This window comes from Amycolatopsis sp. NPDC043887 (assembly GCF_056435665.1).
Genome location: NZ_JBWKEB010000015.1, coordinates 91,411 through 106,487, shown reverse-complemented (window position 1 = coordinate 106,487; position 15,077 = coordinate 91,411). Strand labels below are relative to the sequence as shown.

At 68.3% G+C, this 15,077-nt stretch carries 12 protein-coding genes; 4 read left to right on the top strand and 8 right to left on the bottom strand.

The features are described from left to right. Positions 1-91 precede the first annotated feature (91 nt). The 4 genes from AC069H_RS33200 to htpG are packed head-to-tail and all read left to right on the top strand — an operon-like array spanning position 92 to position 5,485. Complete coding sequence (locus AC069H_RS33200; RefSeq protein WP_478234959.1) at positions 92-1,324, top strand: YncE family protein; 1,233 nt, start codon at positions 92-94, stop codon at positions 1,322-1,324. A gap of 9 nt (positions 1,325-1,333) precedes the next feature. Further along, positions 1,334-1,954 carry a hypothetical protein gene (locus tag AC069H_RS33195; RefSeq protein ID WP_478234958.1) on the top strand — a complete coding sequence of 207 codons (621 nt, stop codon included), beginning with the start codon at positions 1,334-1,336 and terminating at the stop codon, positions 1,952-1,954. Between the two features lie 49 nt (positions 1,955-2,003). Continuing rightward, a complete protein-coding gene (locus AC069H_RS33190) occupies positions 2,004-3,590 on the top strand; it encodes an alkaline phosphatase D family protein (protein WP_478234957.1) in 1,587 nt (528 codons plus the stop codon). Positions 3,591-3,619: 29 nt separating this feature from the next. Further along, entirely contained in the window at positions 3,620-5,485 is a 1,866-nt protein-coding gene (gene htpG, locus AC069H_RS33185) for a molecular chaperone HtpG (RefSeq protein ID WP_478226838.1), read from the top strand. Positions 5,486-5,542: 57 nt separating this feature from the next. On the opposite strand, the gene AC069H_RS33180 is transcribed toward htpG, so the two are convergent. The 8 genes from AC069H_RS33180 to AC069H_RS33145 all read right to left on the bottom strand — a co-directional run bounded on the left by AC069H_RS33180 (position 5,543) and on the right by AC069H_RS33145 (position 14,614). Beyond that, the gene (locus tag AC069H_RS33180; protein WP_478234956.1) at positions 5,543-7,582 is read right to left on the bottom strand and encodes an iron ABC transporter permease; all 2,040 of its coding nucleotides are present in this window, start codon (positions 7,580-7,582) and stop codon (positions 5,543-5,545) included. After that, a complete protein-coding gene (locus AC069H_RS33175; protein WP_478234955.1) occupies positions 7,582-8,559 on the bottom strand; it encodes an ABC transporter substrate-binding protein in 978 nt (325 codons plus the stop codon). Before AC069H_RS33175 ends, AC069H_RS33180 begins: the two co-directional genes overlap by 1 nt. Before the next feature lie 17 nt (positions 8,560-8,576). Continuing rightward, on the bottom strand, positions 8,577-9,392 hold the full coding sequence (locus AC069H_RS33170; protein ID WP_034317853.1) for an ABC transporter ATP-binding protein: 816 nt from the start codon (positions 9,390-9,392) through the stop codon (positions 8,577-8,579). A 72-nt stretch (positions 9,393-9,464) separates the two neighbouring features. After that, entirely contained in the window at positions 9,465-10,334 is an 870-nt protein-coding gene (locus tag AC069H_RS33165) for a metal ABC transporter permease (protein WP_478226841.1), read from the bottom strand. Beyond that, the gene (locus AC069H_RS33160; protein WP_125796300.1) at positions 10,331-11,074 is read right to left on the bottom strand and encodes a metal ABC transporter ATP-binding protein; all 744 of its coding nucleotides are present in this window, start codon (positions 11,072-11,074) and stop codon (positions 10,331-10,333) included. Before AC069H_RS33160 ends, AC069H_RS33165 begins: the two co-directional genes overlap by 4 nt. Further along, on the bottom strand, positions 11,071-12,000 hold the full coding sequence (locus AC069H_RS33155) for a metal ABC transporter substrate-binding protein (RefSeq protein ID WP_478234954.1): 930 nt from the start codon (positions 11,998-12,000) through the stop codon (positions 11,071-11,073). Before AC069H_RS33155 ends, AC069H_RS33160 begins: the two co-directional genes overlap by 4 nt. A 224-nt stretch (positions 12,001-12,224) precedes the next feature. Beyond that, positions 12,225-14,324, bottom strand: a complete 2,100-nt coding sequence (locus AC069H_RS33150) for a heterodisulfide reductase-related iron-sulfur binding cluster (protein ID WP_478234953.1) — start codon at positions 14,322-14,324, stop codon at positions 12,225-12,227. A 23-nt stretch (positions 14,325-14,347) separates the two neighbouring features. Beyond that, positions 14,348-14,614 carry a hypothetical protein gene (locus tag AC069H_RS33145; RefSeq protein ID WP_478234952.1) on the bottom strand — a complete coding sequence of 89 codons (267 nt, stop codon included), beginning with the start codon at positions 14,612-14,614 and terminating at the stop codon, positions 14,348-14,350. Between the last annotated feature and the right edge of the window lie 463 nt (positions 14,615-15,077).

Genomic DNA, 15,077 nt, shown 5'->3' with positions numbered 1-15,077 from the left:
CTTGGCGACCGTCCCCTACCGAGGGTGTCCGGCCGGTTGGTTTCCTGTGAGCTACCGAAAGGTAACAGGCCCTCGCCGAAAGGTGCGCCCGATGCGGAAACGCCGGTTGCTGAACACCGTCCTCGTGACCTGCCTCGCCGCGGCAGTGGGCTCGGCGCCCGCCGCCGCGGCGGACGAACTGCGACAGGTCCTGTTCGTGGGCAACAACTGGGAGGGGACCGCGGACGTCATCGCGCCCTCCGGGGACTACGCCAAGATCGCGCGCGTGAACATGGTGCCGGACAAGGACGAACGGCTCACCGAGATCTACCTGAACCCGATCAAACTCGCGTTCTTCCTCGGCATCCGCAACGGCGTCGGCGAGGGACACGACCAGCTCGTCGACGACCTCTACACGACCCCGGACGGCCGCGCGGTCGTCGCGTCCCGCCCGAGCTTCGCCGACGTCGTGTCGATCGACCTCGCCACCGGCAGGGTCAACTGGCGGTTCCCGGTGTCGGGTTTCCGGTCCGACCACATGGCGGTGTCGCCGGACGGCCGCAGCATCGCGGTCTCCGCTTCGACGTCGAACACCGTTCACGTGCTCGACATCGAGACCGGGCGGCAGCTCGGTTCGTTCAAGACCGGCGACAAACCGCACGAGAACACCTACACCGACGGCGGCCGCTACCTCTGGAACAGCTCGATCGGCGAGGTGAACACCGCGCTCGACGCGCCGTGGCAGGACTTCACCAAGGGCGACCGGAAGCTCACCGTGGTCGACGCCAACACCTTTCAGCAGGTCAAGGTGATCGACATGCGCGAACGCCTGGACGCCTTCGGGCGCAAGGACCTCTCCGACGCGGTCCGGCCGGTGGCGTTCACCCCCGACGAGGCGAAGCTGTACTTCCAGGTGTCGTTCTTCAACGGGCTCCTCGAATACGACGTCGCCACCGACCGGATCACCAGGTCGAAGACGCTGCCGAAGAACCCGAACACCAGTGAGGACCGCACGACCTGGGTCAACGATTCGCGCCACCACGGGCTCTCGATGAGTCCCGCGGGCGACAAGCTCTGCGTCGCCGGGACGATGGACGACTACGCGACCATTGTGGACCGTGCGAGCCTGCGAGAAGGACAGCTCGTGACCGCCGCGAAGCCCTACTGGGCGACCGTGAGCGGCGACGGAAAGCATTGCGTCATTTCGGAAAGCGGCTCGGACCAGGTGACCGCGATCGACTTCGCGACCGGCGCGACGGTGAAGTCCGTCCCGGTCGGCGACCACCCGCAGCGAATCCGGATCGGCCACGTGCCCGACGGCTGGACGGGGCCCGCGGGCCGATAGTCTGCGCCGGTGAGCGAAGAGATCTGGGCGGCCCTCGGTGCGACATCCCTCGAAGAGGTGCGGCGGCGTGCCGTGGTGATCGACGCGATCACCGAGATCACGCCGGTCGAGGTGGACGGCGCGGAGCGATTCGCCTGGAACGACGGCGGCGGGCAGTCGGCCGTCTGGTACTTCACGCCGGACAAGCAGGCGCTGCTGCTGACCTTCGACCACGAGTCGGCGCTGAACCTGTCCGCCGAAGACGACTACTCGGCGCAGGAGGCGCTCTACGGCGGCGTTCCCGAAAACCTCGTCGCGCTGGTGCGGAACCGCCCCAAGAACTACGAGTCGCTGAACCTCGTCGACACGGAGACGGGAGCGTCGATCCACTACGCCGGTGGCGTGTTCTGGTTCGACGGCGAGCGGTGGGCGCAGGCCGACGGCTTCCTGGAGCACTGCCGCCGGGAAGGCTTGGACCCGCTGAGGGAGTCGGGGTTCGCCTACTGCGTCGGCCACTACCGGTTCGGCAAGGAATTCACCCCCGAGGCGATCGTCGAGGACCGGGCCGCCGACGGCTGGTACGAAGACGACGACGCGGAACGGGCTGAGGCGCTGGCCGAGATCCGCGAAATCTTCTCGCGGCTCGGCTGAGGCTCCGCTCAGCGCACGATCTTGGCTTCGTTGTGGCACCGTTTCGGGAATGAGTCTGCGCCTGGGGCCGTTGCTGCGGCATGTCGACGAGACGTCGGCGACGGTGTGGGTCGAGACCGGCACGGCCAGTGAGGTCGAAGTACTCGGCACGACCGCGAGGACGTTCGAGATCAAGGGCCACCACTACGCCCTGCTCGTGCTGACCGGTCTCGAACCCGGCACCAGCACCGAATACGAAGTGCGCGTCGACGGCGAAAAGGCCTGGCCTCTGCCTGATTCCGGGTTCCCGCCGAGCCGGATCAGGACCTTGCCCGAGGACGAGTCGCGGGTCCGGCTCGTGTTCGGCTCGTGCCGCAAACCGCACGAAGACGACGCCTTCGGCCCGGACGCGCTGGCCGCGTACGCCCGCCGGATGGCGGCCGGCGCGGAAACCGAGTGGCCGCAGGCGTTGCTGATGCTGGGCGATCAGGTCTACGCCGACGAGACCACCGACGAGACGCGGGAATGGCTCTCCCGGCGTCGTGACATCTCGAAGCCGCCCGGGACCGAGGTGAAGGATTTCGAGGAGTACACCCACCTCTACCTCGAAGCCTGGGGTGAGCCGTCGATCCGGTGGCTGCTGTCCACCGTGCCGACGTCGATGATCTTCGACGACCACGACGTCCGCGACGACTGGAACACCTCGCACCCTTGGCGGGAGCGGATGCGCGCCCAGCCGTGGTGGCAGGAGCGCCTGCGCGGGGCGATCATGTCGTACTGGGTCTACCAGCATCTCGGGAACCTCGGCCCCGCCGAACTCGCCGAGGACGCGACCTTCCAGAAGGCCCTCACCTCGGGAGGGGACAACGCCGGCCTGCTCACCGCGTTCGCCGACGAGGCAGACGACGACCGCGACGGCACCAAAGGCGCGCGCTGGAGCTATCGCCGCGACTTCGGTGGAGTACGGCTGCTGGTCATCGACAGCCGGGCGGGGCGGATCCTGACGGGCGGTGCCCGGTGCATGGTCGACGACGACGAATTCGACTGGATCGAGAACAACGCCGCCGCGCCGTGCGACCACCTGCTGATCGGCTCCTCGCTGCCGTGGCTGCTGCCTCCGGTCGTCTCCCATCTGCAGGCTCTGAACGAGCGTGCCTGCGACCGTCCCGGGTGGCGCGGACGGCTCGCGGAGCGGATCCGCCAGGCCGCGGACCTCGAGCACTGGGCGTCTTTCCGGGCGTCGTTCGACCGGCTCGCCGCCATGATCGCGCGTGAGGGACGCCGGGACGAACCGCCCGCCACCATCGCGGTGCTCTCCGGCGACGTCCATCACGCCTACATCGCCGAGGCGCGCTATCCGGAGCCGGTGACCTCGACCGTCTTCCAGCTCACCTGCTCCCCGGTCCACAACGCCATGCCGCGCCCGCTCCGGCTGGCCTTCGCCGCCACGTGGTCGTCGCCGGTGGCGTCGATCGCGCGGCGCTGGGCCCGCCGGGGCGGCGTCGCACCCGACCCGCTGACCTGGTCCAAGGTGTCCGGCCCGCATTTCGGCAACGTCATCGCCACGGTCGAGACCGAGGGCCGGGCGTGCGTCACGACGATCGAACGGGCCATCGGCGACGGGCTGGTCGAAGTGGCCAGGCGGAGGCTGGCCTGAGCCCGTTCCACGCTGGGTAATATCGGCGCGTGACAACCTCTGCCGAAACACTCGAGTTCCAGTCGGAGGCACGTCAGCTGCTCCAGCTGATGATCCACTCGATCTACTCGAACAAGGACACCTTCCTGCGGGAACTGGTGTCCAACGCCTCCGACGCACTGGACAAACTCCGCCTCGAAGCGTTCCGCGACAAGGACCTCCAGGCGGACACCGACGATCTCCACATCGAGATCGCGACCGACCCCGAAAACCGCACCCTGACCGTGCGGGACAACGGAATCGGGATGAGCCGGGACGACGTCGTGGCGCTGATCGGCACGATCGCGAAATCCGGCACCGCCGAATTCCTGAAGAAACTGAAAGAGACCAAGGATTCCGCGGCTTCGCAGGATCTGATCGGCCAATTCGGCATCGGCTTCTACGCCAGCTTCATGGTGGCCGACAAGGTCACGCTGCTGACCCGCCGCGCCGGATCGGACGAGGGCGTCCGCTGGGAGTCCGAGGGTGAGGGCACGTACACCATCGAGACGGTGCCGGACCTGCCGCAGGGCACGTCGGTCGTCCTGCACCTCAAGCCCGAGGACGCCGAAGACCAGCTCTTCGACTACACCTCGGCCACGAAGATCAAGCAGATCGTCAAGAAGTACTCGGACTTCATCACCTGGCCGATCCGCATGACCGAGGGCGACGAGGTCGTCACGGTCAACTCGATGAAGGCGCTGTGGGCCCGCCCCTCCAGCGACGTCACCGAAGACGAGTACAACGAGTTCTACAAGCACGTCGCGCACGACTGGAACAACCCGCTGGAGACGATCCGGCTCCAGGCCGAGGGCACCTTCGAGTACCAGGCGCTGCTGTTCCTGCCGGGCCACGCGCCGCTCGACCTGTTCATGCGGGAGCGCAAACGCGGCGTCCAGCTGTATGTGAAGCGCGTCTTCATCATGGACGACTGCGAAGCGCTGATGCCGGAGTACCTGCGCTTCGTGAAGGGCGTCGTCGACGCTCAGGACCTCTCGCTCAACGTCTCGCGCGAGATCCTGCAGCAGGACCGGCAGATCCAGTTGATCCGCCGACGGCTGGTCAAGAAGGTCCTTTCGACGGTCAAGACCCTGATGGCCGACGAGAACCCCTACAAGTACGAGACGTTCTGGAAGGAGTTCGGCCGCGCCGTCAAGGAAGGCCTGCTGGACGACCACGAGAACCGCACCGCGATCCTCGACATCTGCTCGTTCGCCTCGACGAACGACCCGGAGAAGCTCACGTCGCTGCGCGAGTACGTCGAGCGGATGAAGGACGGCCAGGAGCACATCTACTATCTGACCGGCGAGTCGCGGCAGAGCATCGAGAACTCCCCGCATCTGGAAGCCTTCCAGGCCAAGGGTTACGAGGTGCTCGTGCTCACCGACCCGATCGACGAGATGTGGGTCGACGCCGTCCCCGGCTACGAGGAGAAGCAGTTCCAGTCGGTCGCGAAGGGCGAGGTCGAACTCGACTCCGACACCACCGACGAGCAGAAGGAAGAGTTCTCCGGGCTGCTGACCTGGCTCACGAAGACCCTTTCCGACCAGGTCAAGGAGGTGCGGCTCTCGTCGCGGCTGACGACGTCGCCCGCCTGCATCGTCGGCGACACGAACGACGTCACCCCGACGCTGGAGAAGATGTACCGCGCGATGGGCCAGGAACTGCCGCAGATCAAGCGGATCCTGGAACTCAACCCGGGCCACCCGCTGGTGTCCGGGCTGCGGGACGCCTTCGCCTCGCAGGGCGAGAACGACGGACTCGCCGAGACCGCGGAACTGTTGTACGGCATGGCTTTGCTCGCCGAAGGCGGTGAACTGGGCGACCCCGCCCGCTTCACGAAGCTGCTGGCCACCCACCTGCAGAAGGCCCTGTAGTTCCGTGAAGGCCTCCTTCCCTACCTTGAGGGTAGGGAAGGAGGCCTTCACGGACTTCTACGGCCGGGTCTTCCAGAGCACCAGCACGAAATACGGTGTCCCGACCATCGCGATGACCAGGCCCGCCGGGATCTGGGCCGGCGCGATGACCGTCCGCCCGAGGGTGTCCGCGACGCTCACCAGCAGCGCCCCGAGCGCCGCGGCCACCGGGATCACCCGGCCGTGCCGTCCGCCGACGAGCGAACGCGCCAGATGCGGCGCGACCAGCCCGACGAACGCGACCACGCCGATCGCGGACACGGCGGTGGCCGCCAGGATCCCGGAGGCGGCCAGCACGACCAGCCGCGACCGTTCGATGCGCATCCCGAGCACGCGCGGGGTGTCCTCGTCGAGGGCGTGCAGGTCGAGTTCCCGGTGCTTGATCCACAGCAACGGCGTCAGCGCGAGGAGCGCCAGTGCCACGGGTGCGACCTGTTCCAGCGTGCGGCCGTAGGTCGACCCCGAAAGCCAGGTCAGCGCCTTGGCCGAGTTCCACGGGTCGGAGACCACGATCAGCAGCGTGATCAGCGCCATCCCGGCCGACCAGACCGCGATGCCGATGATCACCAGCCGGTCCGAATCCAGCCCCGACCGCCAAGCCAGCCCGTAGACCAGCAAGAACACCACGGTCGCGCCGACGCCGGCGGCACCGGCGATCGACCAGGCTCCGACCGCGGGGACGATGGTGATCAGCGTGATCGCGCCGAGCCCGGCGCCCGCGGTGATGCCGAGCAGACCGGGTTCGGCGAGTGGGTTGCGGCTGACCGACTGGATCCCGCAGCCCGAGACCGCCAGCGCGGCACCGGCGAGCAGCGCGGCCAGCACCCGCGGAAGTCGTTGGTCCAGCACGAAAGTCAGCGCGGTCCCGGTGTTGCCGGTGACCCAGTTCGCGAGGTCGCCGAGCAGCACCATCCGGTCGCCCAGCATCAGGCCTGCCACCGGGACGGCGGCGAGCAGCGCCACCAGCACGACGGAAATGGCCACGAGCCGCCGGGTCGATCCGGCGACCCCGACCCGTCCTGCCGGAGCGGGACGGCGTGAGCCGCTGCCCCGCCCCCGCCGCGCCAGCCACACCATCACGACGGCGCCGACGATCGTGGTCACCACACCGGTCGGCACCCGCACGGCGGCGGCCGAACCCATGATCGCCCGCAGGACGACGTCGGCGCCGAGCACCGTCACCACACCGACCAGCCCGGACACCGGCAGCAGCGCGCGGTGTTTGGCGATCGGCAGCAGCAGCCGCGTGATCACCGGCGCGCTCAGCCCGACGAACCCGACCGGTCCGGCCACGGTCACCGCCGCCGCGGTCAGCGCGACGGTCAGCACGACCGCGCCGACCCGGGTCCGGCGCACCCGCAGGCCGAGCACGGTCGCGTTGTCGTCGCCGAGGGCGAGGACGTCGAGTTTGCGGCCCATCGCGATCAGCGCAGCCACGGCGATCACCACGATCGGCGTCATCTGGGCGGTGGCCCGCAGATCGGAAACGGTGAGCGAACCACTGCCCCAGGCGAACAGCCCGGACGTCTCCTGCTCGAACAGGAGCAGCAGCAGGATGGTCACCGACTGGAGCGCCAGCAAAACCGCCGAGCCGACGAGCACCAGCCGCGGACTCGCCGAACCGCCTCCCGCCAGGCCCAGCACGATGACGGCCGCGGCGAGCCCGCCCGCGAACGCCGCCCCGCCCACCGGCACGAGCGGCAGCGAAAGCCCGAACGCGGAAATGGCCACCACGGCGAAATGCGCGCCCGCGTTGACCGCGAGCGTGTCGGGCGAGGCGAGCGGGTTCCGTGCCACGGACTGCATTCCCGCGCCCGCGACGCCGAGCGCGACCCCGAGCAGCAACGCGGCGAGCAGCCGGGGGACGCGCGAACCCTCCAGTACCGCGAGGGTCTGCGCGTCGCCCTGGCCGAAGATCGCCTTCACCACGTCCAGCGGACCGGACGTCGAGGTGCCCTGGGTTAAGTGGACGCCGGCGAGGACGACGATGAGCACCACCAGCCCCGCCGACACCACCGCGGTGCGCACGGCTTGCGGCGCGCGCAGTTCCTTGGTCATCAGGCGGTGATGGCCTTCACGATCTGGTCGGCTGTCATGATGACCGACTTCGGCCCGCCGAAGGTCCACGTGCCGGCCTCCAGCTTGTGGATCTTCTTCGAGATCACGAACGGCAGCCGCTGGTAGACGGCGTTCTGCGCGAGCCCGGTGGTGAAGACGTCTTCCTCCGACGCGCTGTAGAACAGCACGGTCTTCGGGTCGGTGATCGCGGTCAGGCCCTCGACGTCGGTCTGGCCGAGACCCCACTGCGGGTCGACCTTGCCGGTCCAGGCGTTCTTCAGGCCGACGGCCTCGGCGGTGTCGGAGACCAGCGAGCCCTTGCCGAACGGGCGGATGCTGACGGTGCTGCCTTCCAGGTAGCCGTCGGCCATCAGGAACGGGGTGCCCGCGGCGCCCTTGGCCTCGACGGCCTTCTTGCCCTCGGCGAGTTTGGCGTCCATTTCGGACAGTTGCTTGTCCGCCTCGGCCTCCTTGCCGACCGTCTTGGCGATCAGCTTGAAGTCCTCGCGCAGGCGGTCGAAGTTCCGGCTCGCGTCGCTGGACTTGGTCACCACGACCGGCACGTACTTCTCGATCTGCGGGACCAGGGTCGAGTCGCGCTCGTCGGCGATGATGACGACGTCGGGGTTCAGCCCGACGATGGCGTCGACACTGGGCTCGTTGCGTTTGCCGACGTCCTTGACCTCGGCGGTCAGCGGGGCGGCCTTGTCCCAGACGTTGTAGCCCGCGACGTCCGCGGCGCCGACCGGCATGACCCCGAGCGACGCGACCATCTCGGCCTCGCCCCACTCGAGCGCGACGACGCGCTTGGCCGGGGCCTTGAGGTTGACGGCCTTTCCGCGCGCGTCGGTCACCGTGACCGGTCCGCTCGCGGCGGCGGTGTCGCTCGGCGCGGCCGCGGTGTTCTCGGTGGTGCCGCAGGCGGACAGCAGCAGGGCTGCCGCCGCGACGAGGGCGGCAGGGGTCAGCAAACGCATGGTTCTTCCTGGATTTCTCAGGCAGGCCTGGGCGAATGCCGCCCGAGTGGCCTGCAGTGGATCGCGCCCGTCACCGGGTCGTTCGCGACGTGGACGGTGACGCCGTAGGCCTGGGAGAGGTGCTCGGTGGTGAGCACCTGCCCGATGTCACCCGTGGCCACGATGGTTCCCTCGCTCAGCAGCACGACCTCGTCGGCGATGATCGCCGCGTGGTCGAGGTCGTGCAGCACCACGCCGACCGCGACGCCTTCGTTGGCCAGATCGCGGACGACGTCGAGGATCTCGACCTGATAGCGCAGGTCGAGATGGTTGGTGGGCTCGTCGAGCAGCAGCACGGAGGTCTGCTGGGCGAGACAGGAAGCGAGCCAGACACGCTGGAGTTCGCCGCCGGAGAGCTCGTCGACGCCGCGTTCGGCCATCGGCGTCACCCCGGTCAGCTCCATCGCGCGGCGGATCGCGGCGGCGCCGTCGACGTCGACCCCGCGCCAGCCCGAGCGGTACGGGTACCGGCCGTAGGAGACGACGTCGCGCACCGAAACGCCGCTCGGCGTGGGCCGGTGCTGGGTCAGCAACGTGACCCGCCGGGCGAACTCCTTGCCGGACAACGCGTTCCCGCCCCAGACGGCGCGTTCCCCGAGGCGGACGCCGCCCTCGCGGGGTTTGTGCAGCCGCGCCAGCGAACGCAGGAGCGTCGACTTGCCGGAGCCGTTAGGACCGACCAGCGCGGTCACCACGCCGGCGCGCAGCGACAAGGACACGCCGTCCACCACGGCCCGCTCTTGGTGCGCGAGCACCAGGTCATGGCCGGTGAGCAGCGCGTCTTCCGTAGACATGAGGGGAGCCTAACCTAAGGGAAGGCGTCAACCCATGTCACGAGAGACACAGAGCGCGGGGTGATTGTCCGGTTACGCCACCCGGGCGGCTTCCCGTCGCCGCTTGGCCAGCCGCTTCCCGACGATCCCGTGCCGCGGCCCGAACAGGTACACCAGCGTGAACCCCGCGCCCTGGACCAGCACGATCATCCCACCGGACGCGGTGTCGAGGTGATAGCTCAGGTACAGCCCGGTCACCGCCGCGAGCACCGAGAACGAAGGCGCGATCACGAGCATCCGGCCGAACCGGTCGGTCAGCAGGTACGCGGTCGCGCCGGGGATGATCAGCATCGCCACCACGAGGATCACGCCGACCACCTGCAATGCCACCACCGCGGTCAGCGCGAGCAGGCCGAGCAGTGCGGCGCCGAGCACCCGCGGGTTCAGCCCGATGGCGTGCGCGTGCGTGGGATCGAAGGCGTACAAGGTGAAATCGCGGCGTTTGAGCACCAGCAGGGTGAGCGTGATCGCGCCGAGGACGCCGATCTGGATCAGGTCCGAGGTGTCGACGCCGAGCAGGTTGCCGAAGATGATGTGGTTCAGATCGGTCTGGCTCGGCGTCACCGAGATCAGCACGAGCCCGAGCGCGAACAGCGTGGTGAACACGATGCCGATCGCGGCGTCCTCCTTGACGCGGCTGGTGTCGCGGACGACGCCGATCAGCGCCACGGCGAGGAATCCGAAGACGACGGCGCCCAGCGCGAAGGGCGCGCCGAGGACGTACGCGAGCACGACGCCGGGCAGCACCGCGTGCGAGACGGCGTCGCCCATCAGCGACCAGCCGATCAGCACCAGCCAGCAGGAGAGCACCGCGCAGACCGCCGACGCGATGACCGTGGACGCCAGCGCCCGCACCATGAAGTCGTAGCTCAGCGGTTCGAGGAACAGGTCGTAGAGACTCACGCGGGTTCTTCTTCCCGTTGCAGGACATCGAGTCCGAAGGCCAGCGCGAGGTTCTCCGGCCGGAGGACCTCGCCGGGGGAGCCGTGCGCGAGCACCTTGCGCATCAGCAGGATCGCCTCGTCGGCCAGTCCCGGCAGCGCGTGCAGATCGTGCGTGGAGATCAGGACCGCGGCGCCGTCGGCCGCGAGTTCCTTGAGCAGGCGGGTGATCGTGGCTTCGGACCGCTTGTCCACGCCGGCGAACGGCTCGTCCAGCAGAAGGACACGGGCGCCTTGCGCGATGCCGCGCGCGACGAAGGCGCGTTTGCGCTGCCCGCCGGACAATTGGCCGATCTGGCGTCCGGCGAGTTCGGTCAGTTCGACCCGCTCCAGCGCGTGGTCGACGGCTTCGTGGTCGGCGCGGCGCGGCCGCCGCGTGAAGCCGAGCCGCCCGTAGCGGCCGGTCATCACGACGTCCCGCACCGACAGCGGGAACGACCAGTCGACGTCCTCGCTCTGCGGCACGTACCCGATCACGCCGGTCTTGCGGGCGCGGGCGGGGGTGCCGCCGTCGATCGACACCGTGCCGGTGTCCGGCCGGACCATGCCCATGATGGTCTTGAACAGCGTCGACTTGCCGGAGCCGTTCATCCCGACCAGTCCGCAGACGTGCCCGTGTTCGAGAGTGACGTCGACACCGTCGAGCGCGAGGACGTCGCCGTAGTGCACGGTGACGCCTTCGACGCGGATCGCGGCTGTCACGGCTTCGCTCCGGTGAGGGCGGCGACGATCGTCTTCGAGTCGTGGCGGATGAGGTCGAGGTAGGTCGGCACCGGGCCTTCCGGACCGGACAGGGAATCCACGTAGAGGACGCCGCCGAACGCGGCACCGGTCGCGGAGACGACCTGTTGCATCGGGGCGTCGGAGACGGTCGACTCGCAGAACACCGCGGGGACCTTGTTCTGCTTGACGAATTCGATGGCGCGGGTGATCTGCTGCGGCGTGGCCTGCTGTTCGGCGTTGACCGCCCAGATGTACCGCTCGGTGAGGCCGGTGTCGCGCGCGAGATACGAGAAGGCGCCTTCGCAGGTGACCAGCGCTCGTTCGTTCCGCGGCAGACCGCTCAGCGCACCCGTCATCTCGTCCCGCACCTCCTTCAGTTTCGCCTTGTAGGCGTCGCCGTTGGCCTTGAACGCGGCGGCGTCGCCGGAGGAGAGCTCGCTGAACGCCTTCACCATGTTGTCCACGTAGATACCCACATTCGTCGGGGACATCCACGCGTGCGGGTTCGGTTTTCCCTGATAGGCGTCTTCGCCGATGGCGATGGGCTGGACACCCTCGCTGACCACCTTGTGCGGCGCGTCGCTCTCCTTGACGAACCGGGCGAACCACGCCTCCAGGTTCAACCCGTTGTCGAGGATCAGGTCGGCCTTCGCGGCCTTCTTGATGTCGTCCGGGGTGGGTTCGTAGCCGTGGATTTCGGCGCCGGGTTTGGTGATCGACTCGACCCGGAGCTTGTCGCCCGCGACGTTCGAGGCGATATCCGCCAGGACCGTGAACGTGGTCAGTACGACGGGCCGCTTGTCGTCCCCGCCGCCGCTCGTCGCGTCGCCCGTGCCGCCGCACGCGGACAGGACGAGTGCCGTCGACGACGCCAGCGCGCACACGGTCTTGCGCAGATTCGCCATACCGCGAGTTTAGAGTTCGGTGTGCCGAACTTCCAACTCTCGTGTGCCTTAAATCTCTGGGTGAACCCGCGTCCGCGATCGACGTCGGCAGGACGCGGCCTGGCCGGACCGGTCAGGCCGAGGAGGAAGGGCGCCCTGCCACCGCGATAGCGGGGCCTTCGGCCGGGCGGGTTCACGCGTTGTGGCCGTTCCCGGCATACATCTCAGCTCCGCCACCCGGTGCCTTAAATCTCCGTGGTGGTCCGGTCCCGCTCCCGCACGGTCTCCAGCAGGAGCTGGGAGACGTCGCGCACGGTGACGTTCTCGCCACGCTGCTCGCTCTGCCGCTGCACGAGGCCGTCGTTCAGCATCACGCGACAGAACGGGCAGCCGGTGACGATGGTCTCCGCGTCCGTGCCGAGGGCTTCGTCGACGCGTTCGAGGTTGATGCGTTTGCCGATCTGCTCCTCCATCCACATCCGCGCGCCGCCGGCGCCGCAGCAGAGCGAGCGGTCGGCGTGGCGGGGCATCTCGCTGAGCGTCGCGCCGGTCGCGCCGACGAGTTCGCGCGGCGGTTCGTAGACCTTGTTGTGGCGGCCGAGGTAACACGGGTCGTGGTAGGTCACCGGGCCGGCGTCGACCGGCTTGACCGGCGTCAGCTTGCCCGCGCGGACGAGGCGGTTCAGCAGTTGCGTGTGGTGCAGGACCTCGTAGTGCCCGTCCAGTTGCGGGTACTCGCGGCCGAGGGTGTTGAGACAGTGCGGGCAGGTGGTGACGATCTTGCGGGTACCCGGTTCACGGCCCTCGAACACCGCGTTCAGCGTCTCGACGGTCTGCTGCGCGAGCATCTGGAAGAGGAACTCGTTGCCGGAGCGGCGCGCCGGGTCGCCGGTGCACGACTCGTCGGTGCCGAGGATCGTGTACTTCACCCCGGCTAGATGCAGCAGCTCGGCGGTGGCGCGGACGGTCTTGCGGGCGTTGTCGTCGAAAGCGCCCGCGCAGCCGACCCAGTAGACGTACTCGACGTCGTCGGCGAGTTCGCCGTCGAAGATCGGCACCTCGAAGCCGAGGTCCTTCGTCCACGCGAGGCGGTCGGAGTTGTTCTGGCCCCAGGGGTTTCCCTTGGTTTCGAGGTTCTTGAACAGCACGCCGAGTTCGCTCGGGAAGGCCGACTCGATCATCACCTGGTAGCGGCGCATGTCCACGACGTGGTCGACGTGCTCGATGTCGACCGGGCACTGTTCGACGCAGGCGCCGCACGTGGTGCAGGACCAGAGGACGTCCGGATCGATCACGCCGCCGTCGTCCTGGGGACCGACGAGGGGACGCCCTTCAGGCGCCTCCTTTCCGTCCAGGATGTACGGCGCCTTCTCGAAGAGGTGGTCGCGCAGATCCATGATCAACAGCTTGGGGGACAAGGGTTTCCCGGTGTTCCACGCCGGGCACTGCGACTGGCAGCGCCCGCATTCGGTGCAGGTGGCGAAGTCGAGCATGCCCTTCCAGGTGAAGTCCTCGATCTTGCCGCGGCCGAACGTGTCGTCCTCGCCCGGATCCTCGAAGTCGATCGGCTTGCCGCCGGATTCCATCGGCAGCAGCGGGCCGAGCGCGTCCGGGAGCCGCTTCGCCGTGACGTTGACCGGCGCCAGGAAGATGTGGAGGTGCTTGGAGTAGAGCACGATCGACAGGAACGCCAGCATCACGCCGATGTGCAGCAGCAACCCGACGGTCTCCAGCGGCTCGGTGACCGACGGACCCAGCGGCTCCAGGAGTTCGCCCACGCCAAGGGAAACCCAGGCGCCCGACTCGTACGGGAAGACGCCGACCGCGGCCGACGCGCCCCGGAAGAGGAACATCGTCCAGATCACGTTGAAGATCATGAACAGGATCAGCCAGGCGCCGCCGGTGTGCGAGCCGAAGAACCGCGACGCGCGGTCTTTCCGTTCGGGTGCTTGGCGGATCCGGATGACCGCGAAGACCGCGAGCGAGACGAGCACCGCGACCGCGATGAAGTCCTGGAGGAAACCCAGAACCGCCCAGTGCCCGATGAGCGGGATGTGGAAGTCGTGGTCGAACAGGGCGCCGTACGCCTCGACGTAGACCGATCCGAGGATCACGAAACCCCAGAACGTGAAGAGATGCGCGAGCCCGGGGACCGACCACTTGAGCAGTTTGCGCTGCCCGAAGACTTCGGCCAGATGCGTTTTCGCGCGGACGGCCATGACGTCCGAGCGTTTTTCGTCCGGCTGGCCGGAGCGGATCAGTTTGTAGAGCCAGGCGGCGCGGCGGGCGGCGAAAGCGAGACCGGCGACGGTGATGAGCAGACCGAGGATGAGACGAACGAGCACGAGTCCTCCGGGGGAGAATCGGCTCAGTGAGAGCCGGTGTAGTACCGGCACGCCTTGCAGGCGTACCGCATTTTGGCCACTCGCCACCGTTTTCGGTAGGCCTCGAGATGTCCCGGCCGTGGCGGATGCACGCCGAGCCTGTGGTGACGGCGGATCCGCCGCCCCGTTTCGAAGAGTTCGGTCGCCAGGCCGAGATAGGCACGCCTGAGCGCGATCCCCGGTTCCGCGGCGAGAGTGTCCCGGCAGAATCGGTGCAGCAGAGCCAGATCCGGGAGGCCCGGGGTGGTCACACCCGGTAGGTGCTCGACGACGCCGAGGCCGGGATGTCCTGGGGGAACGGAGAATCGCGCGGGAAGTCCACAATGGACGCAGGTGAGCGTGCAGCTCAGACATCGGGTGACATGGCGGATTCGCCGTTCGCGTCGATCCTCGTCGATCGTTTCGCGAACGTGCCACCCCATGGAGCCTCCCAAGACCGTGGTGTGTCCTGTGTCACTCTCAATACTGGAGAGTAGGGCTCGCTCCGGTGGTGCGACAGGTCCAACCGGATGGCTTCGGAGCGGCCGGTCGGCGTAACGCCGGCGGTAAGGCGTCGGTACGGGTGGTCGTGGGTGGGGTTTTTGGTTTTCCCCCCAAAAACCCCCCCCCCCCCCCCCCCCCCCCCCAGAGACCCAAGAGGAAAAGTTGCTCGTGCCGAAAACCCCCGCACCCCCCAAACACCACCGAAGGATCGCCGGGGGCCCCCCTCCCACC

Bases quoted from the DNA above. Each gene is read 5' to 3' on its own strand.
- AC069H_RS33190 (WP_478234957.1), top strand. From the start codon at position 2,004: ATGAGTCTGCGCCTGGGGCCGTTGCTGCGGCATGTCGACGAGACGTCG.
- AC069H_RS33155 (WP_478234954.1), bottom strand. From the start codon at position 12,000: ATGGCGAATCTGCGCAAGACCGTGTGCGCGCTGGCGTCGTCGACGGCA.
- AC069H_RS33180 (WP_478234956.1), bottom strand. From the start codon at position 7,582: ATGACCAAGGAACTGCGCGCGCCGCAAGCCGTGCGCACCGCGGTGGTG.
- AC069H_RS33170 (WP_034317853.1), bottom strand. From the start codon at position 9,392: ATGTCTACGGAAGACGCGCTGCTCACCGGCCATGACCTGGTGCTCGCG.
- AC069H_RS33175 (WP_478234955.1), bottom strand. From the start codon at position 8,559: ATGCGTTTGCTGACCCCTGCCGCCCTCGTCGCGGCGGCAGCCCTGCTG.
- AC069H_RS33200 (WP_478234959.1), top strand. From the start codon at position 92: ATGCGGAAACGCCGGTTGCTGAACACCGTCCTCGTGACCTGCCTCGCC.